A 22,083-nucleotide genomic window follows, 5' to 3' on the forward strand; every position below is an offset into this window, starting at 1 on the left:
CCTCGCCTGGGGCCCTTCCGGGCTTGCCGCGCCATGCAGAGACGACGAAGGGCTACAACAAGGTTCCCCTGAGCGCGGGACTACAGCCCGCCTCCTCACGCCGAATCAACGCCAAGAACGTAACCAGCACTGCGCCCCCCACATAGTGCAGGATCGGGCCATACATGACGATGTCCCAACCACCGAATTGGATCGTGTCCGTGCAGCCGTCCGAGATGATCTGAACGGCGTAGGGGATGGTGAACACCCCGGCGATGACCACGAACAGCGCCGCTGTCAGCCACGTGGCGACTATGCCCCACCTGCCCCGAAGAGCGAGAGTCGCACACAAACCGAGCGCCATCACCGCGGTGGGCCAGCCGTTCAACTCCGCAGAGAAGATCTGCCAGTTGATCTCTACAAGCCACCCGACATCCGCAAGGACAAGCGGCTCGGAACTCAAGGGGCAGTAGGAGCCTCGCGTTGAGTAGGTCGGCCCTTCGGGAAAGTACAACGAGAAGGTACGCAAAGCGGGAGCCGCCAGAGCCGCCAAGGTCAGCATGGGCACTCCCCAGCGCGGGGGAATCGCCGATAACGGAAGCAAGATCGCCGCCACGTGGTCGTAGATGGGGGCGCCCAGCCTAGATCATCTCTCGCACGTACGTCAGGCTCGCCACATGATCACCTAGCCCCAAAGGGTCCCAGAACGCCACCGGGACCCTCACCGTTCCCGATGCGTTCCCACAAGCGCGCGATCCGCAGATGTTCCGGATCAAGGCCCGCGACCAGGGGAAACGCCCCAGGATCCATTCCGGGCATATTCCGGGACCTGCGACAACAGCCCGCTCACGGCGGCGTCCGGCTGAATGACCCCTGAAACGCAGAAGAGGCCCCGAAGGGCCTCTGACCTGCAGCTACTGCTGGTGGCAGGTGCAAGGTTCGAACTTGCGTAGGCTGAGCCGACGGTTTTACAGACCGCTCCCTTTGGCCACTCGGGCAACCTGCCGTGTCTTCCGCTCTCGCGGCGACAGACAGAAGAATAGCGGACTTCGGAGGTGCACGTGACACCGGTTTGTCCCGAGGCGAGTCCGAGTCGTCCCCATCGCCCTCGCCTCCACCCCGGGTGCTGCTGTAAGGCCGGCAGTGAGGAGGTTGGGGTGGATTGGGGAGAAGGCGATGAAGAGGACGCACCGCGTACGGGGCGAGCAAGGGGACGTGGTCCTGCACGGAGGGCCGATGCTGGCTAGGCTCGTTCGCTGGGTCCGGGCGTTTCGTGGGCCGGGCCGATTTCGCCGCAGCTGAGAGGATGGGTGCTTTGGCCGATTCATCTTTCGACATCGTTAGCAAGATCGACCGCCAGGAGGTCGACAACGCGCTCAATCAGACGGTCAAGGAGATCGGACACCGCTTCGACTTCAAGGGTACCGGGGCGAGCATCAGCTGGTCCGGGCAGAACAACATCGAGATCAAGGCGAACAGCGAGGAGCGGGCGGGTGCCGCGCTCGACGTGTTCAAGGAGAAGGTGATCAAGCGGGGGCTCTCGCTGAAGATTCTCGATGCGGGCGAGCCCAAGCTGTCGGGCAAGGAGTACCGGATGCTGGTCAGCCTGAAGGAGGGCATCGACCAGGAGAACGCCAAGAAGATCTCCAAGTTGATCCGGGATGAGGGGCCGAAGGGGGTCAAGGCGCAGATTCAGGGCGAGGAACTGCGGGTCAGCTCCAAGAAGAAGGACGATCTGCAGGACGTCATCACCCTGCTGAAGGGCAAGGATCTGGACATCGCCCTGCAGTTCGTGAACTACCGCTAGCCCGAGGCATGCCGTACGGCTTCGAGCTGGCACACGACGATCGCGGAGAGCGTATCCGGGACACAAGGGTCTGTTCTGTGTCCCGGGCCGCTCCGCGGCGCGAGGGCGGCGTGAGGGCGGCGCGAGGGCGGCTTCGGCGTGGACGCGGCGCTCGCGGGCGGCCTTGACCTTATGCTCGGTTGGCATGACGAAGATCCCCCTGCGCCGGTTCACGGCACGTGTGCTGCCCATTGACGAGCAAGGCCGGGTTCTCCTGCTCCACGGCTTCGATCCGGCTCAGCCGGATCTGCGGTTCTGGTTCACGATCGGCGGGGCCGTGGAGGACGGTGAGACGCTGCAGGAGGCGGCGGCGCGCGAGCTGTACGAGGAGGTCGGGATCCGGGCGCAGGTGGAGGAGTTCACCGGGCCGCATGCCGAGGCGTTGATCGAGTTCGAGTGGGGCGAGTACGCGTTCACCCAGGATCAGTCGTTCTTCGCGATCCGGGTGGACGACGCGGTCGTGTCGTTCGACCACATGGAGCAGATCGAGAAGGACACGACGACCGAGTACCGGTGGTGGACCTCGGAGGAGCTCGAGAGCACCGCGGAGGTCGTGCATCCCGCGGATCTCGTGACCATCCTGCGGAAGATCGCCGAGGAGGACGAGACCCGGAGCTGACCGGCGGCTCGGGGTGCGGACGGTCAGCGGCGGTAGCCGGCCATGCGCTCGAGGCGGGCGACCCGCTCCGAGGTGGGCGGGTGGGTCGAGAAGAGGCGGCCGAAGCCGGAGCCGCTGAACGGGTTCGCGATCATCATGTGCGAGGCCGAGGTGAGGCGGCTGTTCTCCGGGAGCGGCAGCCTGCGGGCGCCCATCTCGATCTTGCGGAGGGCCGAGGCCAGTGCCAGCGGGTCGCCCGTGAGCCTGGCGCCCGACTCGTCGGCCTGGAACTCTCGCGTACGGGAGATCGCCATCTGCACCATCGTGGCCGCCACCGGGCCGAGCACCATCATGAGCAGCGCTCCGACGAAGCCGGGGCCCTCGTCGTCGTCCGAGCCGCCGAAGAACACGGCCACGTAGCTGAGCCAGGTGATCATGGTGGCGAACGCGCCCGCCACGGAGGAGATGAGGATGTCCCGGTTGTAGACATGGGACAGCTCGTGGCCGATGACGCCGCGCAGCTCGTCCTCGTTGAGCAGCTTGGTCAGGCCGTACGTCACGCACACCGCGGCCTGCCTGGGGCTTCTGCCCGTCGCGAAGGCGTTCGGCTGCACCGTCGGCGAGATGTACAGGCGGGGCATCGGCTGCCGGGCCTGCGTGGAGAGCTCGCGGACGATCCGGTAGAGGGTGGGCTGCTCGACCTCGCTGACCGGTCTGGCGCGCATGGCGGACAGCGCGATGCGGTCGGAGAAGAAGTAGGCGACGCCGTTGCTCACCAGGGCGAGCACGAACGCGATCCGCGCACCGGTGCCGCCGCCCAACCACGCGCCCACCGTGATGATCAGCGCCGATAGCCCGCCGAGCAGGATGGCTGTGCGCAGACCGTTGTGGTGCAAGGTTCCCCCCTCTCGTGGTCTGGGTTCACCACGTCCAACGATGAAGACCCGGTGCTTCGTTCCCCGGTGTGCTCAGCTGAGGGCGGAGCGCGACTTCCCGAGTCGAGCGGCTGCGCGATACGTCCCGTCATATGGGGTGTGTCGGGTTATGTCGGAGGCCGGCCGTGCGTCCTGCTGTACGGCGGTTCGCGAGCCGCCGCTGGTTCAGTATTCGCACCCCGCCGACACGGCGTCTCGCGACCGGTGAAGCGACCGCGTGAGGCGGTCGTCCCGCGGCGTCCGGCTCTCAGCCGGAGGCGGACAGCGAGGTCATGTCCAGGACGAGCTGGGGCGCGATCGAGAACAGCACTGCCGCCGCCAGGGCGAGCCCGACGGCCAGCCAGGCCGTAACGGGCGGCCGGTACAGGGACGGCTCCGCACGGCCGGCCGGGGTGAAGAGGCGGGCCGTCCAGACGGCGTAGTAGTACAGGCCGATCACCGTGTTGACGGCCATGACCACCGCCAGCCAGCCCGATCCGCCCGCCACGATCTCCCGGAACACGAAGACCTTGGCGAACAGCCCGGCCAGGCCCGGTGGCAGGCCTGCCAGGCAGACCAGGCAGAACGCGAGCGTGACGCCTGCCGCCGGTCGGCGCAGCGCCAGGCCGCGGTAGTCATCGAGGTCGTTGCGGGTCGTGGTTCTGGACACGAGCATGACGACGGCGAACGCGCCGAGGTTCATGGCGGCGTAGATGACCAGGTAGGCGGTGGACGTGCCGACCGCCCCCGGTGTCGTGGCCGCCACCGCGAGCGGCGCCAGGATGTAGCCGGACTGTGCCACCGACGACCAGGCCAGCAGGCGTACGGCGGAGCGCTGGCGCATGGCCAGCAGGTTGCCCACGGTCATGGTCAGCGCAGACAAGATCGCCACGATGGGGGCCCAGGTGCCGGCCTGCCCGTACAGGGCGCTCACCAGGACGAGGATCAGCCCGGCGAACCCGGCCGCCTTCGAGATGACCGAGAGCAGGGCCGCCACGGGGATCGGCGCGCCCTGGTAGACGTCGGCCGCCCACGAGTGGAACGGCACCGCGGCGATCTTGAAGGCGAACCCTGCCGCGACGAGGACCACGCCCACCGTGACGACCGCGGGCAGATCCGCGCCGGCCGTCCCCTGCGGGCTGAAAACCTCTCCCAGGCGCGACAGGTAGACCGAGCCCGCGATGCCGTACAGGAGGGACACGCCGAACAGCATGATCGCCGTGGACACCACCGACACGACGAAGAGCTTCACGGCGGCCTCGGAGGAGCGGCCGTCGTAGCGTTTCAGCGCGGTGAGGGCGAAGACCGGGAGCGAGACCAGCTCCAGGGCCACCACCAGCATGATCAGGTCGCGGGAGGCGGGCAGGGTCACCGCGCCGACGAGGGTGCACAGGAGCAGGAAGTACCACTCGCCCACGGGGATGGCGCCGCCCGCGAGTTCGGTCATCGACATCAGGACGATCACCACGGCGGCCGCCAGCACCATGCCCGCGAACACCAGCGTGAACCCGTCCACCACGAACGAGCACAGCACTTGACCCGCGGCGAGCCCGGGCGGCACGCAGAACGTCGACCGCGGCGAGCCGTTGGCGAACGCCTGGGCGACCACGAAGCCCAGGGAGAGCAGGATGCCCGCCAGCGTGACGAGCCCCAGCCCGGTCCGCGTCCGCGGGCGCAGCGGGAGGAACGCGTCGAGCAGCAGCACCAGCCCTGCCGCCAGGGCGAGCACCAGCGGAGGCGCGATCAGGAAGAAATCGATCTGCTGGATCATGAGATGGCTCCCAGCAGGGTCTGCACGGGCGGCGTGGTCAGCGACAGCAGGAGGCCGGGCCACAGGCCGAACAGCAGGATCAGGACCACCAGAGGCGTCCAGGCCAGCAGCTCGTGGCCGTAGATGTCGCCGGGGTGGAGGGTCGCCGTGGCGGGGCGCCGGGCCGGTGCGCCGAGGGGGGCGACGGGGCGTTCGTCGGGGGGCTCGTGGATCAGGTGGTCGTCCAGCGGCACGAGGTCGTCGGGCGGGTGGGGATCGGCGGCCGCGGGACGTGGCCGGCCATGGGTGACGCGGGACAGCATGACCAGGAAGTAGGCCGCCGTCAGGACCGCGCCCAGCCCCCCGATCACCATGTACGTGAGGAAGAGCCCGCGCGGCAGCCCGTTCGCCGGCTGGAACGCCCCGAACAGCACCAGCATCTCCCCCCAGAAACCGGCCAGGCCGGGCAGCCCCAGCGACGCGATCGAGGCGAACGTGAGCATCGAGCCCAGCCGCGGCATCGTCGCCAGCATGCCGCCGCCCAGCGCCGGCATCTCAGAGGTGTGGTAGCGCTCCTTGACCGCGCCTGCCAGGAAGAACAGCAGACCGGTGATCAGGCCGTGGGCGACGTTGGCGAACAGGGCGCCGTTGATGCCGACGGGGGTCAGCGTGGCGAAGCCGAGCAGGACGAAGCCCATGTGGCCCACCGAGGAGTAGGCGATCATGCGTTTCAGGTCGCGCTGGGCCAGGCAGGCCAAGGAGCCGTACACGATGCCGACCACGGCGAACGCCCCCAGCCATGGCGCCACCGCCGCCGCGCCCTCGGGCAGGACGGGGATGGCGATCCGGGCGAAGCCGTACGTGCCCATCTTCAGCAGCACGCCCGCCAGCAGCACCGAGCCGGTGGTGGGAGCCTCCGTGTGAGCGTCGGGCAGCCAGGTGTGCAGCGGCCACATGGGGGTCTTGACCGCCAAACCGACGCCGATCGCCACGAAGGCCAGGATCTGGATGGATCTGGGCATGCCCGCGCCGTGTGCCGCGCTCAGCGCCTCGATGTCGAGCGTGCCGGTCTGGGCCCAGACCAGGAGCAGGCCGAGCAGCATGACGACCGAGCCGAGCAGCGTGTACAGGATGAACTTGATCGACGCCGCCCTGCGCCCCTGGCCTCCCCAGATGCCGATCAGGAAGTACATCGGGATGAGGACGATCTCGAAGAAGACGAAGAAGAGCAGCAGGTCGAGGGCGAGGAACGTGCCGATCATGCCTACTTCGAGCACGAGCAGCGTGAACACGAGCGCCCTCGGCCTCGCGCTCATGAACCCGCTGGTCCCACGCGCGCCGCCCCAGCACAGGTAGACGAAGCACAGGAACGTCAGCAGCGCCGTCAGCACGATCAGCGGCAGCGAGATGCCGTCCACGCCCAGGTGCAGGCGCAGCCCGAGCCCCGGTATCCACGGCCGGTCGAGCTCGAACTGCATCCGGGCGGGGCGACTGTAGTCGAACGTCGCCAGGAGCACCAGGCTCAGGGCCAGCGTGACGCCCGAGAAGATCAGCCCGTACGCACGGAGCACGTCGCGAAAGGTTCGCGGCGCGAGGAGCAGCAGGAGGGCGCCGAGCAGGGGGACGGCGAGGAGCGTGACCGGGATCCAGCCCATCATGCGACTCCCATCGCTTGTGTCACGTGAACACCACCGCCCCCACCGCGATCAGCAGGACTCCGGCCAGCAAGCCGCCCACGTAGAGCTGGACGTTGCCGTTCTGGGCCAGGCGCAGCACTCCGGACAGGCCGCGGGCCGACTTGCCCGAGCCGCGCACCGCGCCGTCCACGACCACGTCGTCCGTCCTGACGACGAGCCTGGCCAGCGCCAGCACGGGACGGGCGACCAGGGCGGCGTACAGGGTGTCGACGTAGAAGGCGCGCTCGCACGGCGCTCGGAGCGGGCCCAGCAGGCGGGCCGGGTCGGCGATGGGGTCGAGACGCCAGAACGCGTACACCGCTCCCGCGCCCAGCGCCGCGAGCACGACGCTGATGACCGCCACGCCGACGTCGAGATGAGGCTCGCCGGCGATGCCCAGCAGCAGGGCGGGGGCCGCGAGCAGGATGACGGGCACGAGCATCGTGCGCGGGGCTTCCCTGACGTCGACGACGTGGGCGGTGCCGGGCTCCGGCTCCTGGAGTGCCACGGCCCGCGCCTGGCCGAAGAAGGTGCGCAGCCAGGCTCTGGTGGCGTACGCGCCGGTGACGGCCACGGTCGCGAGCGCGCTGCCGTACAGGAGGAGGGCGGCCGCGTCCGTGAGGCCCGTGGCCGACAGCGCGCCGTCCATGGCCAGCAGGACGCCGTCCTTGCTGAAGAAGCCGCTGGCCGGCGGGATGCCCATCAGGGCGGCGAAGCCGATCGTCATCGTGACGAACGTGACCGGCAGCTCGCGGCGCAACCCGCCCATCTGGGTCATCAGGTTGGAGCCGACGTGGTGGATCACCGCGCCTGCGCAGAGGAACAGCAGCGCCTTGAACGCGCCGTGGGTCAGCAGGTGGAAGACGGTCGCGGTGTCGGAGCCCGCGGCGAGGCCGCCTGCCATGTAGGCGAGCTGGCTGACCGTGGAGTAGGCGAGGACGCGTTTGAGATCGTCCTGGGCGAGCGCGGCCAGGGCGGCGCCCAGCATGCCCAGCGCGGCGATGACGGCCAGCACGTCGAGCGTGGGGCGGGCGGCGAGGAACGCGGGGAACAGCCTGGCCACGATGAAGATGCCGGCGGCGACCATGGTGGCGGCGTGGATCAGGGCGCTGATCGGCGTCGGGCCCGCCATGGCGTCGGGGAGCCAGGTGTGCAGCGGCACCTGGGCGCTCTTGCCCGCCACGCCGGCCAGCAGCAACATCGTGGCCGTCACCAGGGTGGCCGCGGACATGTCGGGGACCTTCGCCAGCACGTCGGCGATGCGGAAGCTGCCTGCCGCCAGGCCGAGCACGAAGATGCCGAACAGGAAGCCGACATCGCCGAGGCGGGTGACGAGGAACGCCTTCACCGCGGCGCGTGAATTGCCCCGATCTTCCCACCAGTGGCCGATGAGGAGGTAGGAGCACAGGCCCATGATCTCCCAGCCGACGTAGAGGACCAGGAGGTCGCCCGCGTACACGACCAGCAGCATCGCGCTGGTGAACAGGCTGATGAAGGCGCTGTAGGAGGGGTAGCGGGGGTCGTCTGCGAGGTAGCCGACGGAGTAGACCTGTACGGCGAGGGCCACCAGGGTGACCAGGACGCCGATGACGCTCGACAGGGCGTCGGCCTGGAGGGTGAGCGAGATCGGGATGCCGCCGGTGACGATCGTGCCATAGGTCCGGCCCGTGGGCGGGGTGGTGGTGCCGGCGAAGTAGGCCAGGCCCGGCGTCCAGGCCAGGGAGATGGCCAGGAGCGCCGAGGCGGCCGTGGGGACGATCGCGATCCAGGCGGCCCGGGTGTTCGCCGCCCGCTGACGGGTCGTCGTGCCCTCGGGCCTGCTTCTGGTCAATCCTCGGCGGGAGAGCAGGAGGCCCGCGAAGGCGGCGGCGAAGGGCAGGAGCACGGCCAGCAGCGGGAAGGTCGTCATGGCGTGCCGCCTCCTCGCTTGACGGGGGCGGCCTGGCCGTCGCGGTGGTCGTTGGCCTGGACGGCCTCCGGCCGCGTGGGGGGGCCGGGCTGGAGGCGTACGGGGGCCGGCCTGGCCGGGGTTTCCGCGTGGTCGTCGGCCGGCTCCGCCAGGTCTCGGAGGTGGTCGATGTCCACGCTGCGGCGGTTCCTGTACAGCGCCAGCACGATCGCGAGGCCCAGGCCCACCTCGGCGGCCGCGATGACGATCACGAAGAGGGTGAGCACCTGGCCGCTGTGCAGGCGGTCGCCCAGCCACACGTCGAACGCCACCAGGTTGAGGTTGACGGCGTTGAGCATCAGCTCGACCGACATGAGCACGAGGATCGTGTTGCGCCGGGCGAGCACGCCGTAGACGCCGATGGAGAAAAGGAGCGCGGAGACGACCGCCGGATAGACGATGTGCACTAATGACCCCCGCTCTGGTCGGGTGGTGAGGCGCTCTTCGGCTGGTCGGATGGTGCGTCGCCGTTCGGGCGGGCCGATGGCGGGGTGTTGTCCGGCGGTGGCGGGGCGGTGTCGGGCTGGGTCGGCGCGCCGCCTGGGATGTCCGTACGGGACAGGACGATGGCGCCGATGAGAGCGGCCAGCAGCAGCACGGACAGGGCCTCGAACGGCAGCACCCACGTGGCGAACACGCTGGCGCCGAGCTCCTTGGCGGCCCCCTGGCCGGGGGTGAGCGGGACGTAGGCCGTACGGAAACCGTCGATCACCACCGTGACCAGGATCGCCGCCGTCGCCACCGCCACCAGGGACGCGACCAGCCTGTTGCCGCTGTCGAGGTCGGTGGAGCGGCCTATGGGGGCGCGCGTGAGCATGATGCCGAACAGCAGCAGCACGACCACCGCGCCCACGTAGATGAGCACCTGCACCCAGGCGACGAACTCGGCGGTCAGCACGAGATAGCCGCCCGCCAGGGCGCCGAAGCAGACCACGAGCCAGAGGGCGGCGTGGACCAGTTGCCTGGTCGTGACGACAAGCAGCGCCGATCCAACCGCTACCGCCCCCAGCAGCAAGAAGACGAGCTCTTGCCCGGTGGGTGACAGGTAGGAGGGCACCGCCTCGGTCACGACTCCTCCTCGGACTCCTTCGGGTCGTCAGGGCCGAGCCGCCCTGGCGGTCGGATGGATCGTGGATCGGCCATCCTGCGCCGGCGCGGGCTCGGGGCAGAAGTCTGCTCCTCGTTTCCGGGCTCCGGTCGCGATTCCTCCGCGCCTGTGGACAACTTTTCCGCAGGCGGTTCTGCTGTGGATGACGCCTGGTCTCGGGCCTCGCCGGAAGGCTGCGCGGGGCCGCCCTCTTCTTGCGGACGGGGCTGCTCCGTGGCGCCCGCGTGCTCGGTGGACGGGAGGGCGCCGGGAGGGCGGATGCCTCGTACGTTCGTCATCGGTCTGCGGGCGCGGCGTGACGGCGGTGCGGTGGGGCCGGATTCCGGCGTGTCCGGGGCGGTTTCGCCGGTCGTCGCGTCCTGCGCGGTTCTGCCGGTCGTCGCGTCCTGCGGCGTTGCACCGGTCGTCGCCTTCGGGGCGGCCTCGGTGCTTGCCGCCGGTTCTTGGTCCTCGGCGGCGGCCGGGCGTGTGGGGGCGGCGGGGCGGGGGCGCTGAGCGGCCGAGGTACGGGCCGGGCGGTCGGCGGCCGGGCGACGGGGGGCTGCCGTCAGCTCCTTCGGGGGCTCGGCGCCCGGGTCGTGGGCCGGCGGCGGAGGGACGGCTTCGGCCCAGGTGGCCAGCTTGTCCTTTTCGTGGAGGAGGTTGCGGATGTCGCCTTCCGCGTACTCGAACTCAGGGGCCCAGAAGAGCGCGTCGAAGGGGCAGACCTCGATGCAGATGCCGCAGTACATGCACAGGGCGAAGTCGATGGCGAAGCGGTCGAGGACGTTGCGCTGGCGGGCGCGGCCACCCTCGGGGGCCGGGATCGTCTCCTTGTGGGAGTCGATGTAGATGCACCAGTCGGGGCACTCTCGGGCACAGAGCATGCAAGAGGTGCAGTTTTCCTCGACCAGGGCGATAACGCCTCGGCTGCGGGGCGGCAGATCGGGCTTGACCTCGGGATACTGCTGTGTAACCGATTTGCGCAGCATGTGGCGAAGAGTGATGGACAGCCCTTTCGCCAGTCCGACTCCCGGTATCCGCGCCATGGCTCAACATCATGACGCACTTGGGCGCGCACGTGAATGAGCCAGCGCGTTGTCCCCAGTTTTTCCACAGCTATCCACAGGCTGACGGGAGGTTATCCACAACCTGTGTGCATGCCCGATATGAACCACGGCATGGCGATAGTCTCTCGGCCATGCACCAAAGCCATCCCGTCCGCCCCAGTGGCCTGAGGTGGACGGCCGCCGTCGTGTGGGCCTGCCTGCCCTTGTTCACGTGCGGTCTGGCGACCCCGTTCACCATCGGGATCGCGGCTTTCTGGCTGCGCAACATCTGGCACGGCGTCGCTGCGGCCGTTTATGCGGTGAGCATCGGTTCGTTCCTCATCGCCGTGATGGCGTACGACGATTTCGAGTCCATGCCGGAGGCGTTGTCCCTGGTCATCACGGTCGGGCTCTTCCTCAGCTGGCTCGGCGGGGTCCTTCATTCCGGCGTCCTCGTGCCGTTCATGGCGCGCGCCCGGCTCACCGCGCCCTCGTATCATCCGGTCGACCTGCGGCAGCGCACCACCGCGCCGAGCCAGCAGCGCAGGCCCGGCGATCCGGAGTGGGTCGGCCACTATCGGGTGCTCCAGCAGCTCGGGCGTGGCGGGCAGGGGTCGGTGTATCTCGCCATGGCGCCCAACGGGGTGCGGGTCGCCGTGAAGGTGCTGCACGATCTGGTGGACGAGGTGGCGCGGGCGAGGTTCGCGCGGGAGGTGGAGGCGGCGCGGCGGGTGGCCACGTTTTCCACAGCCCGCGTGCTCGACGTGAACATCACGGGGCAGCACGCGTACATCGTCAGCGAGTACGTGGAGGGGCCGTCGCTGGAGCAGCTCGTCAAGAAGTACGGGCCGCGCGACGAGGACAGCCTGACACGGCTGGCGCTGTCCACGGCGGGAGCGCTGGCGGCGATCCACAAGGCCGGGGTCGTTCATCGCGATTTCAAGCCGAGCAACGTGCTGATCGGGCACGACGGGCCGCGAGTGATCGACTTCGGCATCGCGCGGGCGCTCGACCAGGTGACGATGACGGCGGGGAAGATGGTGGGGACGCCGCCGTACATGTCGCCGGAGCAGCTCACGGGGACGACGGTGGGGCCGGCCTCGGACGTGTTCAGCTGGGCTGTGACGATCATGTTCGCGGCCACGGGGCGGCCGGCGTTCGGGGAGGACACGGTGCCCGCGGTGTTCCACCGGGTGCTCACCTTTCATCCTGACTTGTCGCCGCTGCCGCCCGCGTTACGCGGCATTGTGAAGGCTTGCCTGAACAAGCAGCCGGAGGAACGGCCTTCGGCCTCCGATGTCATGCTGGCGATCGTTCGCTGAGCCGGACGGCCGGATGGGCGGATGGTCCGGACGAGCGAGACAACCAGACGGACGGGCAGACGGACGGGCAGGCGGGCGGGCCGCCGGACGGGGCTGGACGCCGGGCGGCGGGATGGACCGGGCGAGCGGGACAGGCCGGACCAGCGGGACCAGCCAGGCAAGCGGGACCAGTCGAACCGGCGGAACCAGTCGAACGGGCGGGACGAGCCAGATAGCCAAGCGAGCGAAACTGCCAGGCGGCCCACGGGAGGGCAGGCGGGCCGCCGGGCGGGCTGGCCGGCGGGCGGGCTGGCCGGCGGATCGCTGGACCGGTGGGGCGGTTGCACGGGTGTGTCGTAAGGGCGGGCCGTCGGCGGGTGGGCCGTTTGGAGTGCTGGGTCGTGGGCGGGGTGGTCAGGTGATGACTCTGACGATGCCGGTGAGAGCCAGTTGGGCTAGGGAGAGGGGGACCAGGACTGCCCAGGCCAGCTTCTGGAGTTGGTCCTCGCGGAGTCGCGGGTACGTGACGCGGAGCCAGATCACGATGAAGGCGAGGAAGAAGACCTTCAGGAGCGTCCAGAGCCAGCCGGGGAGGAACGGGCCCTGCCAGCCGCCCAGGAACAGGACGGTGGTCAGGAACGACAGGACGACGATGCCGGCGTACTCGGCGAGCATGAAGAGGGCGAAACGCATGCCGGTGTACTCGGTCATCGGGCCCATGATGATTTCCGATTCGGCGATCGGCATGTCGAACGGGGGGCGGCGGAGCTCGGCGAGGCCGGCCAGGAAGAAGACGATGGCGCCGATCGCCTGCCAGGGAAGCCACCACCACTGCCATGCCTCGACGATCCCGGGGAGCGACAGGGTGCCCGCTGCCATGGCCACCGATGAGGCTGACAGAACCAGGGGCAGCTCGTACGACATGAGCTGGGCCGCCGAGCGCATGCCGCCGAGGACGGAGTACTTGTTGCCCGACGCCCAGCCGGCCATGATCGAGCCCAGGACGCCGATGCCCATGACGGCGAGGACGAAGAAGAGGCCCAGGTCGAGGTCCACGGCGACGCGGTCGCGGTCGATGGGGATGGCGATCAGGACGACCAGGTACGGGATCAGGGCCACACCTGGGGCGATCATGAAGATGCGGCGGTCGGCCGCGGCCGGGACGATGTCCTCCTTCTGCGCGAATTTCACCCCGTCGGCGATGAGTTGCGCCCAGCCGTGGAAGCCGCCCGCGTACATGGGGCCGAGCCTCGACTGCATGTGGGCCATGACCTTGTGTTCGGTCTGACCGACGATCAGGGGGAGAACCAGGAACACGGCGAGGATGACGACGAAGCTCAGCACCACTTCAAGCATCAGGTGGCCCCCAGTCGGCTGGTACTCCTGGCGGAAGGGTCTTGCGGCGGCTCGGGGCGCCGTGGCCTGACTCGCCCGGCTCCTTGGCGCCCGGCCAGGGCTTGGCCACCCGGGCGGCCAGGATGAAGTCCTTGCGGAGCGGGTGACCCTCGAAACCGTCCGGGAGGAGGAGCGGGACGAGGTAGGGGTGGCCGTCGAAGACGACGCCGAACATCTCGTACGTCTCGCGCTCGTGCCAGTTCGCGCCGCGGTAGATGTCCACGGCGGTGGGGAGGTGCGGATTCTCCCGAGGGACGTGGGTGCGCAGGAGCAGGCGGCGTCCGGCGGTGGGGTTGTAGACGTGCACCACGATGGCGAACGTGTCCGGCGGGTTGTCCACACCGGTCAGCCAGTCGAAGAAGGTGAAGTCGAGGGTGTCGCGGACGTAGGTGAGCAGGTCGAGCCAGTCGGTGGGAGCGACGTCGATGGTCGTGTCGCCGTAGGACTCGGAGATTTGGGCCCGGTCGCCGAAGTGCTCGGTGATGTGGGTCGAGATGTGCGCCTGGGTCGAGATGTGCCCTTGTGCCGCGACGTGCGTGGTGGTGGCGGGCGTGGTGGTGCCCGGCGTGATGGTGCTCGGCGTGGTGGTGGGCGTGGTGGCCGCCGTGGTGGTGGCGGGCGTGGCGGCGGTGCCCGGCGTGCCGCTGGCGTCCGGGACCTTGGCGGGCGCCCCGCTGGCGGGCGGGGCATCGCTCGATGGGCCACTGGCGGAAGGGGCATCAACTGGCGCGCCGCCGGCGGACGGCGCAGCGGCTGGCGGGCCGCTGGCGAACGGGGCATCGCTCGACGGGCCGCTGACGGACGGAGCGGCGCCCCGCGGGCCGCTGGCGGAAGGGGCATCAGCTGGCGGGCTGCCGGCGGGCGGGGCATGGGCTGGCGCCTCGCTGGCCGACGGAGCATCACCCGGCGGGCCGCCGACGGACGGCGCAGCGCTCGGCGGGCCGCTGGTTGGCGGGGCATGGGCTGGCGCCTCGCTGGCCGACGGAGCATCGCCCGGCGGGCCGCCGGCGGATGGCGCAGCGGCTGGTGGCTCGCTGGTGGGAGGGATGTTGGTGGTGTTCGCGTCAGCAGGTGCGTTGTCGGAGCTGGAGTAGTCGCTGCCGGTGCCGCGGGGGGCGTCCTCGGGGGTGGGGGTGGGGTTCGGGCTTGCGTTGTCGTCGTCGCCGGGGTTGTTGGTGGTCACCTCTGCGACTCCTGGTCCGGGTTGGGGTCTTCAGGGTGCTCCGTGTGGGGGCGGGACAAGGCGTAGCGGTCGCTGAGCTTCTCGGCGGCGATCTTCTCCTGGAGCTTGGTGATGCCGTACAGGAGGGCTTCCGGTCTGGGTGGGCAGCCGGGGACGTAGACGTCGACGGGGATGATCTGGTCCACGCCGTTGGTGACGCAGTACGAGTCCCAGTACGGGCCGCCGGTGTTGGAGCAGGCGCCGAACGAGATCACGTACTTGGGGTCGGGCATCTGCTCGTACAGGCGCTTCACAGCGGGGGCCATCTTGTCGGTGACCGTCCCAGAGACGATCATCAGGTCGGCCTGTCTCGGGCCGTTCGCGAACGGGATCACGCCGAAGCGGATGAAGTCATGACGGCTCGTCGAGGCGGCGATGAACTCGATGGCGCAGCAGGCGAGCCCGAAGTTGAACACCCACAGTGAGTAGCGGCGGCCCCAGTTGAGGACGAAACGCATGGGTTTGGGCGCCAACCGTGAGATCGGGCCCACGGTGGGCATCGGGAGATCCGTTGCTGCCATATGGCCATTCTTGCGCGGATCACAGGTCAGGCAAAGGAAAGAGGAAACCAAGGAATCGAGGGATCAGGGGCGATCGGGATTTCTGTTCGGGCGGCCGGGGAAGAGGCCGGCGGTTCAGGGGCGAGGGCGACCGTGCCGATCAGTGGTAGAGGGCTGATTCGGCGTTCTCTCTGATCGTCTGTGCCACCCGGAGCGCGACCGTCTCGAGTTCCTTGTCGATCGCCGGGCCGTCGCCGACCGGCACCCGCCCCTCCGTGTACGGCAACGCGGCCACCCACTCCATCCGCAGGTACGTGGGCGGATGGGTGCGATCGACCCGGAGTTCCTCCAGGCGGGCGGCGCGGCGGCGGCGCTCCAGCTCCGAGGCGGGAACGGCGTCGACGGAGGTGCGCAGGGCCGTCCACAGGTGCTCGGGCTTGGCGGTGTGCGCGCTGGTCTCCAGGAAGCTGATGGCGGAAGGCGCTCGGGTGTTCGTGGCGTCCAGGAGCGAGGTCATGGCGGACGTGCCCGCGACGCGGGCGCCCAGCTCGTCGGCGCGGTACTCGGCGCGCTGGGACGAGCGGTACAGCAGGAGTTCCATCGCCACCATGAGGCCGCGGACGGGGAGACCGAGCACGGCGAGCAGGGATTCGGCGACGAGGCCGGCCAGGCCGTCCCCTACCCGCCAGTCGAAGCGGGTCACGTCGGCCAGCACGGCGAGGGAGTGGTAGGCGCTGCCCACGACGAATCCGTGGCGGCTGTCGCCGTTGCTCGAATGGGCCATTTCGTGGGCAAGGAGGCCGATGCGTTCCTGCGGGGTGAGGATCAGCCACATCGGGTAGCCGATCTCGATCACCGGGCGGCGGCGCCAGCCGTACGTGCGGGATGAGGCGTTCACCTCGCCGCTGACGGCCACCACGTCGGTACGCGGGGCGCCCACCTCGGCGCCGATGCGGTCGAGCAGGGCGAACAGGTGTGGGGCCGTCTCCCGGGTGAGGGGCCGGGTGTCCGGCGGGAAGGGGGCGGCGCGGGGGCGCAGGAGCCAGGCCAGGTCGAGCGCCACGAGGGCCGGGAGGATGGCGAAGAGGGAGCCGCGGGTCAGGAGGTAGATGCCGAGGAGGAGGAAGGCCGGGGTGAGGAGGTGGGTCAGGAGGGCGAGGGTGTAGACGGCGGCGCGAGCGATCCCGGGTGAAGCGGCGGGGTCGTTGTTGTCGAGGGCAGCGGTGACTCCGCCCGAAGTGGCGACGTCCTGGCTGGTGTGGGTCTCATCCGTGGCGTGGCCGGGCTCGGGGACGTGTGCGGCCTCGCGGAGGTGGCTGGTGACGGGGGCGTGCCGGGCGTCGGTCGTATGCCCGGTCTCGGAAATGTGGCCGGTGGCCGGAAGGTGGCCGGTCGCGGGGAGGCGACCGGTGGCCGGAAGATGACCGCTCGCGGGGAGGTGGCCGGGGGTCGGGAGGTGGCCGGCTGTGGGGAAGGGGTCGGCGGTGGCAGGGGGTGTGGGGTGGGAGCGGAGCACGTCCTCGTGCAGCCCTCGGACCAGGCGAGCCTGTAAGCGGGCGAATCGAGCCCTCCGGGGAGCGACGACACCGGACGAGCCCGGACGGACGACGTTCCAGTCGCAGGACGAGCACCACTCGGGATAGGGCGGCTCGGCCGTGAGCGGCTGGTCGCACTCGGGGCAGGCGGACATGGCACAGCAAGATAGCCAGCCCCCGAGCCGAGCCACTACGTCCAGGTGAGAACCCGCTTGCGCCAGGCGTACAGGATGCCCAGCGCGATGAACCCCAGGAACACGAACATCTCCACCAGCGTGGTCATCCCGTAGCCGGGCGCGTCGAAGACGGTGGCCCAGGGAAACAGGAAGACGGCGTCCACGGCGAAGACGACGTACAGGTACGTGAAGACGTAGTAACGCACCTGCGACTGTGCCCAGCCCTCCCCCACGGGATCGACCCCGCACTCGTACGTGGTCAGCTTCTCCGGGGTGGGGCGGCTCGGGCGGAGGAGACGGTTGGCGAACAGGGCGCCGGCCACGATGGCGACGCCGAGGGCGAGGAGCGCGGCGACGAGCACGTAGGACCCGTAGTAGCCGTCCATGAGGCGATGGTAACCCGAGTCCCTCGGAGTACCCAGTGTGGTCAAAGTGTCCGGAGCTTTCACACAAAATCGGGGTAAATCGTAAGATCGGAGCCATACCCTGACAGGCATGCACAAATCGCGATTCTTCTCCGGAATCGCTCTGCTGGCCCTCTCGGCCTCAGGGTGCGCTCTGGCCGCCGCCTCCCCCGGGAGAGACGTGGTGGTTCCGGCAGAGCCGACGGCGATCGACTTCGTCGACCCCGCGACCGTCATCGGCCTGTCCACCAGGACCCTGACCGAGGGAGACTCCCCCGGCAGCAGGTACGTGCACATCGACTACCCGGAGTTCGCCGGCGCCACCGCGCTCAACCGCGAGCTGCGCGCCCAGGCCGAGCGCCAGTTGCGTGACTTCAGGGCCAGGAACCGCGGGATCGAGCCGGTGAGCCCGCGCCCCGAGCTGAACGTGGACTGGCAGCTGGCCGCCGCCTCTCCCGAGGCCGTCGCGGTGCGGCTGCGCACCGGCGAGTTCCAGGGCGAGAGCTGGGCCAACTCCACGCGTACGTTCTGGTTCGACCCCCGCACCCGCGAAGCGGCCGGCTCCACCGGGCTGCTGGAGGGGCACCCCGCGCTGGTCCGGCTGGCGGCGCTGGTCAGGGAGCAGCTCAAGGAGCGCGGCAACCACGTCGAGCACGACAGCGTGACGGCAGCGGACGACGAGTTCGACTCGATGGCGTTCAACCGCCGCGGGGACCTCGTCGTCGAGTTCGACGACTGCCAGATCGGGCCGTGCTCGCTGGGCCGGGTGGCCGTTGCGGTGCCCGCCGAGCAGGTGGCGCCGTTGCTGTCGAGGCTGGGACGGCAGGCGCAGGAGAGCGCGCGGGAGCCACGCACCGGCAGCGTGGACAGCCCCGACTTCGCCCCCGCGCACAGCCCCGACGCCGTCAGCAACCGGGCCGGCAGCGTGGACTGCGCGAAGGTCAAGTGCGTGGCGCTGACGTTCGACGACGGGCCGGGGCCGTACACGGGCAGGCTGCTCGACCTGCTCAAGGAGGGGCGGGCACGGGCCACGTTCTTCACCGTGGGCAGCAACGCGACGGCGCAGCCGGCGCTGCTGCGGCGGATGAGCGTGGAGGGTCACCTCGTCGGGAACCACACCTGGGCCCATAGGGACCTGTCGAAACAGGGCAGTAGCAAAATCACTGAAACGATCGCCAAGACCGGGGACGCGGTGTCGGCGATCATCGGGCAGACGCCGAAGCTGGTGCGGCCGCCGTACGGGGCGGTGAGCCAGCAGGTGGGCAACGTCGCCCGCGAGATGGGGCTGGCCCTGGTCACCTGGGACGTGGACGCGAAGGATCAGGACGGGGACAAGGCGAAAGACATCGCGGACCGGACCGTGCGCGAAGCGCATCCAGGTGCGATCATTCTCATGCACGACATTCATCGGGAAACCGTGGATGCGGTTCCGGACATCCTCAAAAGGTTGCGCGGGAAGGGTTACAGCTTGGTGACCGTTCCTGAGTTGTACGGCTCTGCGGGGATGCAGGCCGGACGCCTGTACAGGTCAGGGAACGAGCTGCCGGGTAAGCAGCCCCTGACGTAGCGCACGTGTTGGGGGGACGTATAGTTGGCGCTCGTGACCCGAACCGTCCTGTTCGCCCGCCTGCATGTAGACCTCTGCAGGCTCGCGTCCGGACTGTGTCGTCGTTCTCGCACCTCACCCTGACTGAACTCCGATCGCGTTTACCCGCTTTTGGCGGCATGCAAACGCGTGACCTTCCGAGGATCTAGCATGGAAACAGAGAACGCGCCCGAAGCAACCGCGCATCGGCGCGTCGAGGAGGACTGAGCTGTGACGAAGCAGGTCCAGCAACTCGACCGCGTGATCATCAGATTCGCTGGGGACTCCGGCGACGGCATGCAGCTGACCGGCGACCGTTTCACCGCCGGCACGGCGGAGTTCGGCAACGACCTGTCGACGCTCCCCAACTTCCCAGCGGAGATCCGCGCGCCCGCAGGCACCCTGCCCGGCGTGTCGAGTTTCCAGTTGCACTTCGCCGACCACGACATCCTCACGCCCGGTGACGCGCCGAACGTGCTCGTGGCCATGAACCCCGCCGCGCTCAAGGCCAACCTGGGCGACCTGCCCAGGGGCGCGGACATCATCGCGAACACCGACGAGTTCACCAAGCGCAACCTGCAGAAGGTCGGCTACGACGCCAACCCGCTGGAGGACGACTCGCTCAGCGAGTGGCGCGTGCACGCGGTGCCGCTGACCTCGCTCACCGTCAAGGCTCTCGAGGGCTTCGACCTGTCCAAGAAGGACGCCGAGCGGTCGAAGAACATGTTCGCCCTCGGCCTGCTGTCGTGGCTCTACCACCGGCCGACCGAGCAGACGATCAAGTTCCTGGAGCAGAAGTTCGCCAAGAAGCCCGATCTCGCCAAGGCGAACATCGCGGCCTTCCAGGCAGGCTGGAACTACGGCGAGACGACCGAGTCGTTCTCGGTCTCGTACGAGGTCAAGCCCGCGCAGCTGGCACCGGGCGTCTACCGCAACATCTCCGGTAACCAGGCGCTGGCCTACGGTTTGATCGCCGCGAGCGTGCAGTCGAAGCTGCCGCTGTTCCTCGGGTCGTACCCGATCACGCCGGCCAGCGACATCCTGCACGAGTTGTCGAAGCACAAGCGGTTCGGAATTCGCACGTTCCAGGCGGAGGACGAGATCGCCGGCGTCGGGGCGGCGCTCGGGGCCGCGTTCGGCGGCGCGCTGGGTGTGACGACGACGAGCGGTCCGGGTGTGGTGCTGAAGGGTGAGACGGTCGGCCTGGCGGTCATGACCGAGCTGCCCTTGATCATCGTGGACGTGCAGCGGGCGGGGCCGAGCACGGGCATGCCGACCAAGACCGAGCAGACGGACCTGTTGATGGCCATGTTCGGGCGCAACGGCGAGTCGCCGGTGCCGATCGTGGCGCCGATGTCGCCGAGCGACTGCTTCGACGCGGCGGTCGAGGCGGCCAGGATCGCGGTCAAGTACCGCACGCCGGTCATGCTGCTCTCGGACGGCTACCTGGCCAACGGCTCGGAGCCCTGGCGCCTGCCCGAAGTTTCCGACTTGCCTGACATTTCGCAGGAGTTCACAGCCGAGCCGAACGGCGCCGACGGCGAGTTCCTGCCCTACAAGCGTGACACCGAGACGCTCGCCCGCCCGTGGGCCATCCCCGGCACTCCCGGGCTCGAGCACCGCATCGGCGGCATCGAGAAGGCCGACGGCACCGGCAACATCTCCTACGACCCGAACAACCACGACCTGATGGTCCGCACGCGGGCCGCCAAGATCGCCGGGATCGACGTCCCCGACCTCGTGGTGGACGACCCCGACGGCGACGCGAAGGTGCTCGTGCTCGGGTGGGGATCGACGTACGGGCCGATCGCCGCCGCCGCGCGGCGCATCAGGCGCGCGGGCGGCAAGGTCGCCCAGGCTCACCTGCGCCACCTCAACCCGCTGCCCGCCAACACCGGCGAGGTGCTCAAGCGCTACGACAAGGTGCTGCTGCCCGAGATCAACCTCGGCCAGCTCGCGCTGCTGCTGCGGGCCAGGTACCTCGTGGACGTGATCAGCTACAACCGTGTGCGCGGGCTCCCGTTCAAGGCCGAGGAGCTGGCCGGAGTCATCCAGGACGTGATCGACAGTGACTGAGCTCGTCAATGGGAAGGGCCTGTCGCTCGTCCCGAAGACCGACGTGAAGCAGGGCCTGAAGGACTTCAAGTCCGACCAGGAGGTGCGCTGGTGCCCGGGCTGCGGCGACTACGCGATCCTGGCCGCGGTGCAGAGCTTCCTGCCCGAGCTGGGGCTCAAGCGCGAGAACATCGTGTTCGTCTCCGGCATCGGGTGCTCCTCGCGGTTCCCGTACTACCTGAACACCTACGGCTTCCACTCCATCCACGGCCGGGCGCCGGCGATCGCCACCGGGCTGGCGGCGAGCAGGCCCGACCTGAGCGTGTGGGTGATCACCGGTGACGGTGACGCGCTGTCGATCGGCGGCAACCACCTGATCCACGCGCTGCGCCGCAACGTCAACCTGAACATCCTGCTGTTCAACAACCGGATCTACGGTCTGACGAAGGGCCAGTACTCGCCCACCTCCGAGGTCGGCAAGATCACCAAGTCGACGCCGATGGGCTCGCTGGACAAGCCGTTCAACCCGATCTCGCTGGCCATCGGCGCCGAGGCGTCGTTCGTGGCCAGGACCATCGACTCCGACCGCAAGCACCTGCAGTCGGTGCTGCGCGAGGCCACCGCGCACCGCGGCACGTCGCTGGTCGAGATCTACCAGAACTGCAACATCTTCAACGACAACGCCTTCGAGCAGCTCAAGGATCCCGAGGTCCGCGACGACATCACGCTGCGCCTGGAGCACGGGCAGCCGATCGTGAGCGCCTCGAAGGCCGTCGTGCGCGGCGCGAACGGCGGCGTCGAGGTCGTGGCCCGTGACAGCGTGAGCGAGGGCGAGATCCTCGTGCACGACGCGCACAACCCCGACCCGTCGGTGGCGTTCGCGCTCAGCAGGCTCGACGAGCCGGCCTTCGAGCACGTGCCGATCGGCATCTTCCGCAGCGTGGACCGGCCCTCGTACGAGTCGCTGATGTCCGAGCAGCTGGAGGAGTCCGTGGCGCAGAAGGGCCCCGGCGACCTGAGCGAGCTGCTGCTGGGTGGCGACACCTGGCGTATCGGCTGATTT

Annotated in this window: 19 protein-coding genes, 1 tRNA gene and 1 pseudogene; 7 read left to right on the forward strand and 14 right to left on the reverse strand. The window is 69.3% G+C overall.

The genetic code is table 11. From position 1 onward, the window contains the following. Positions 1-52: 52 nt before the first annotated feature. Together ACBJ32_RS52720 and ACBJ32_RS52725 are read right to left on the reverse strand one after the other, a co-directional pair. Positions 53-541, reverse strand: coding sequence for a hypothetical protein (locus tag ACBJ32_RS52720; RefSeq protein WP_375133310.1), 489 nt, complete (start codon positions 539-541; stop codon positions 53-55). A 359-nt stretch (positions 542-900) separates the two neighbouring features. After that, positions 901-985, reverse strand: a tRNA-Tyr gene (locus tag ACBJ32_RS52725). Positions 986-1,285: 300 nt separating this feature from the next. On the opposite strand from ACBJ32_RS52725, the gene ACBJ32_RS52730 reads away from it, so the two are divergent. Together ACBJ32_RS52730 and ACBJ32_RS52735 are read left to right on the forward strand one after the other, a co-directional pair. After that, entirely contained in the window at positions 1,286-1,786 is a 501-nt protein-coding gene (locus ACBJ32_RS52730; protein ID WP_357888764.1) for a YajQ family cyclic di-GMP-binding protein, read from the forward strand. A gap of 184 nt (positions 1,787-1,970) precedes the next feature. Further along, complete coding sequence (locus tag ACBJ32_RS52735) at positions 1,971-2,444, forward strand: NUDIX domain-containing protein (RefSeq protein ID WP_357888672.1); 474 nt, start codon at positions 1,971-1,973, stop codon at positions 2,442-2,444. A gap of 23 nt (positions 2,445-2,467) precedes the next feature. Here the strand turns inward: ACBJ32_RS52735 and htpX are convergent, their stop codons facing one another. The 7 genes and pseudogenes from htpX to ACBJ32_RS52770 all read right to left on the reverse strand — a co-directional run bounded on the left by htpX (position 2,468) and on the right by ACBJ32_RS52770 (position 10,790). Then, entirely contained in the window at positions 2,468-3,319 is an 852-nt protein-coding gene (htpX, locus tag ACBJ32_RS52740; protein ID WP_357888669.1) for a zinc metalloprotease HtpX, read from the reverse strand. 286 nt (positions 3,320-3,605) lie between these two features. Beyond that, positions 3,606-5,108, reverse strand: coding sequence for an NADH-quinone oxidoreductase subunit N (locus tag ACBJ32_RS52745; RefSeq protein WP_375133311.1), 1,503 nt, complete (start codon positions 5,106-5,108; stop codon positions 3,606-3,608). After that, on the reverse strand, positions 5,105-6,742 hold the full coding sequence (locus ACBJ32_RS52750) for a NuoM family protein (protein ID WP_375133375.1): 1,638 nt from the start codon (positions 6,740-6,742) through the stop codon (positions 5,105-5,107). Before ACBJ32_RS52750 ends, ACBJ32_RS52745 begins: the two co-directional genes overlap by 4 nt. Positions 6,743-6,764: 22 nt before the next feature. After that, positions 6,765-8,672: an NADH-quinone oxidoreductase subunit L gene (locus ACBJ32_RS52755; RefSeq protein WP_375133312.1), complete on the reverse strand. Its 1,908-nt coding sequence runs from the start codon at positions 8,670-8,672 to the stop codon at positions 6,765-6,767. Positions 8,673-8,836: 164 nt separating this feature from the next. Next, a pseudogene (gene nuoK / locus ACBJ32_RS52760) lies at positions 8,837-9,118 on the reverse strand (NADH-quinone oxidoreductase subunit NuoK); the annotation flags it as partial. Then, positions 9,118-9,780: an NADH-quinone oxidoreductase subunit J gene (locus ACBJ32_RS52765; protein ID WP_375133313.1), complete on the reverse strand. Its 663-nt coding sequence runs from the start codon at positions 9,778-9,780 to the stop codon at positions 9,118-9,120. The gene ACBJ32_RS52765 and the pseudogene nuoK, both read right to left, overlap by 1 nt. After that, positions 9,777-10,790 carry a 4Fe-4S binding protein gene (locus ACBJ32_RS52770; protein WP_375133314.1) on the reverse strand — a complete coding sequence of 338 codons (1,014 nt, stop codon included), beginning with the start codon at positions 10,788-10,790 and terminating at the stop codon, positions 9,777-9,779. Before ACBJ32_RS52770 ends, ACBJ32_RS52765 begins: the two co-directional genes overlap by 4 nt. A gap of 77 nt (positions 10,791-10,867) precedes the next feature. On the opposite strand from ACBJ32_RS52770, the gene ACBJ32_RS52775 reads away from it, so the two are divergent. Next, the gene (locus ACBJ32_RS52775; RefSeq protein ID WP_375133315.1) at positions 10,868-12,169 is read left to right on the forward strand and encodes a serine/threonine-protein kinase; all 1,302 of its coding nucleotides are present in this window, start codon (positions 10,868-10,870) and stop codon (positions 12,167-12,169) included. A gap of 393 nt (positions 12,170-12,562) precedes the next feature. On the opposite strand, the gene nuoH is transcribed toward ACBJ32_RS52775, so the two are convergent. The 5 genes from nuoH to ACBJ32_RS52800 all read right to left on the reverse strand — a co-directional run bounded on the left by nuoH (position 12,563) and on the right by ACBJ32_RS52800 (position 17,362). Next, positions 12,563-13,504 carry an NADH-quinone oxidoreductase subunit NuoH gene (gene nuoH / locus ACBJ32_RS52780; protein ID WP_375133316.1) on the reverse strand — a complete coding sequence of 314 codons (942 nt, stop codon included), beginning with the start codon at positions 13,502-13,504 and terminating at the stop codon, positions 12,563-12,565. After that, positions 13,497-14,726 carry an NADH-quinone oxidoreductase subunit C gene (locus ACBJ32_RS52785; protein ID WP_375133317.1) on the reverse strand — a complete coding sequence of 410 codons (1,230 nt, stop codon included), beginning with the start codon at positions 14,724-14,726 and terminating at the stop codon, positions 13,497-13,499. Before ACBJ32_RS52785 ends, nuoH begins: the two co-directional genes overlap by 8 nt. Then, the gene (locus ACBJ32_RS52790; RefSeq protein WP_375133376.1) at positions 14,723-15,265 is read right to left on the reverse strand and encodes an NADH-quinone oxidoreductase subunit B; all 543 of its coding nucleotides are present in this window, start codon (positions 15,263-15,265) and stop codon (positions 14,723-14,725) included. The genes ACBJ32_RS52785 and ACBJ32_RS52790 overlap by 4 nt, the downstream gene beginning before the upstream one ends. A gap of 160 nt (positions 15,266-15,425) precedes the next feature. Continuing rightward, complete coding sequence (locus tag ACBJ32_RS52795; protein ID WP_375133318.1) at positions 15,426-16,955, reverse strand: M48 family metallopeptidase; 1,530 nt, start codon at positions 16,953-16,955, stop codon at positions 15,426-15,428. A 35-nt stretch (positions 16,956-16,990) separates the two neighbouring features. Then, positions 16,991-17,362, reverse strand: a complete 372-nt coding sequence (locus ACBJ32_RS52800) for an NADH-quinone oxidoreductase subunit A (protein WP_357888639.1) — start codon at positions 17,360-17,362, stop codon at positions 16,991-16,993. A 109-nt stretch (positions 17,363-17,471) separates the two neighbouring features. Here ACBJ32_RS52800 and ACBJ32_RS52805 point away from each other — a divergent pair, with 109 nt between their 5' ends. The 4 genes from ACBJ32_RS52805 (at position 17,472) to ACBJ32_RS52820 (ending at position 22,080) form a co-directional block, all read left to right on the forward strand. Then, positions 17,472-18,947: a polysaccharide deacetylase family protein gene (locus tag ACBJ32_RS52805; RefSeq protein ID WP_375133319.1), complete on the forward strand. Its 1,476-nt coding sequence runs from the start codon at positions 17,472-17,474 to the stop codon at positions 18,945-18,947. A gap of 33 nt (positions 18,948-18,980) precedes the next feature. Further along, the gene (locus tag ACBJ32_RS52810; RefSeq protein WP_350669203.1) at positions 18,981-19,070 is read left to right on the forward strand and encodes a putative leader peptide; all 90 of its coding nucleotides are present in this window, start codon (positions 18,981-18,983) and stop codon (positions 19,068-19,070) included. A 126-nt stretch (positions 19,071-19,196) separates the two neighbouring features. Then, entirely contained in the window at positions 19,197-21,041 is a 1,845-nt protein-coding gene (locus tag ACBJ32_RS52815; RefSeq protein WP_375133320.1) for a 2-oxoacid:acceptor oxidoreductase subunit alpha, read from the forward strand. Continuing rightward, complete coding sequence (locus tag ACBJ32_RS52820) at positions 21,034-22,080, forward strand: 2-oxoacid:ferredoxin oxidoreductase subunit beta (protein ID WP_357888630.1); 1,047 nt, start codon at positions 21,034-21,036, stop codon at positions 22,078-22,080. Before ACBJ32_RS52815 ends, ACBJ32_RS52820 begins: the two co-directional genes overlap by 8 nt. Positions 22,081-22,083 lie beyond the last annotated feature (3 nt).

Source organism: Nonomuraea sp. GTA35, from assembly GCF_041950525.1.
Taxonomy (GTDB): Bacteria; Actinomycetota; Actinomycetes; order Streptosporangiales; family Streptosporangiaceae; genus Nonomuraea.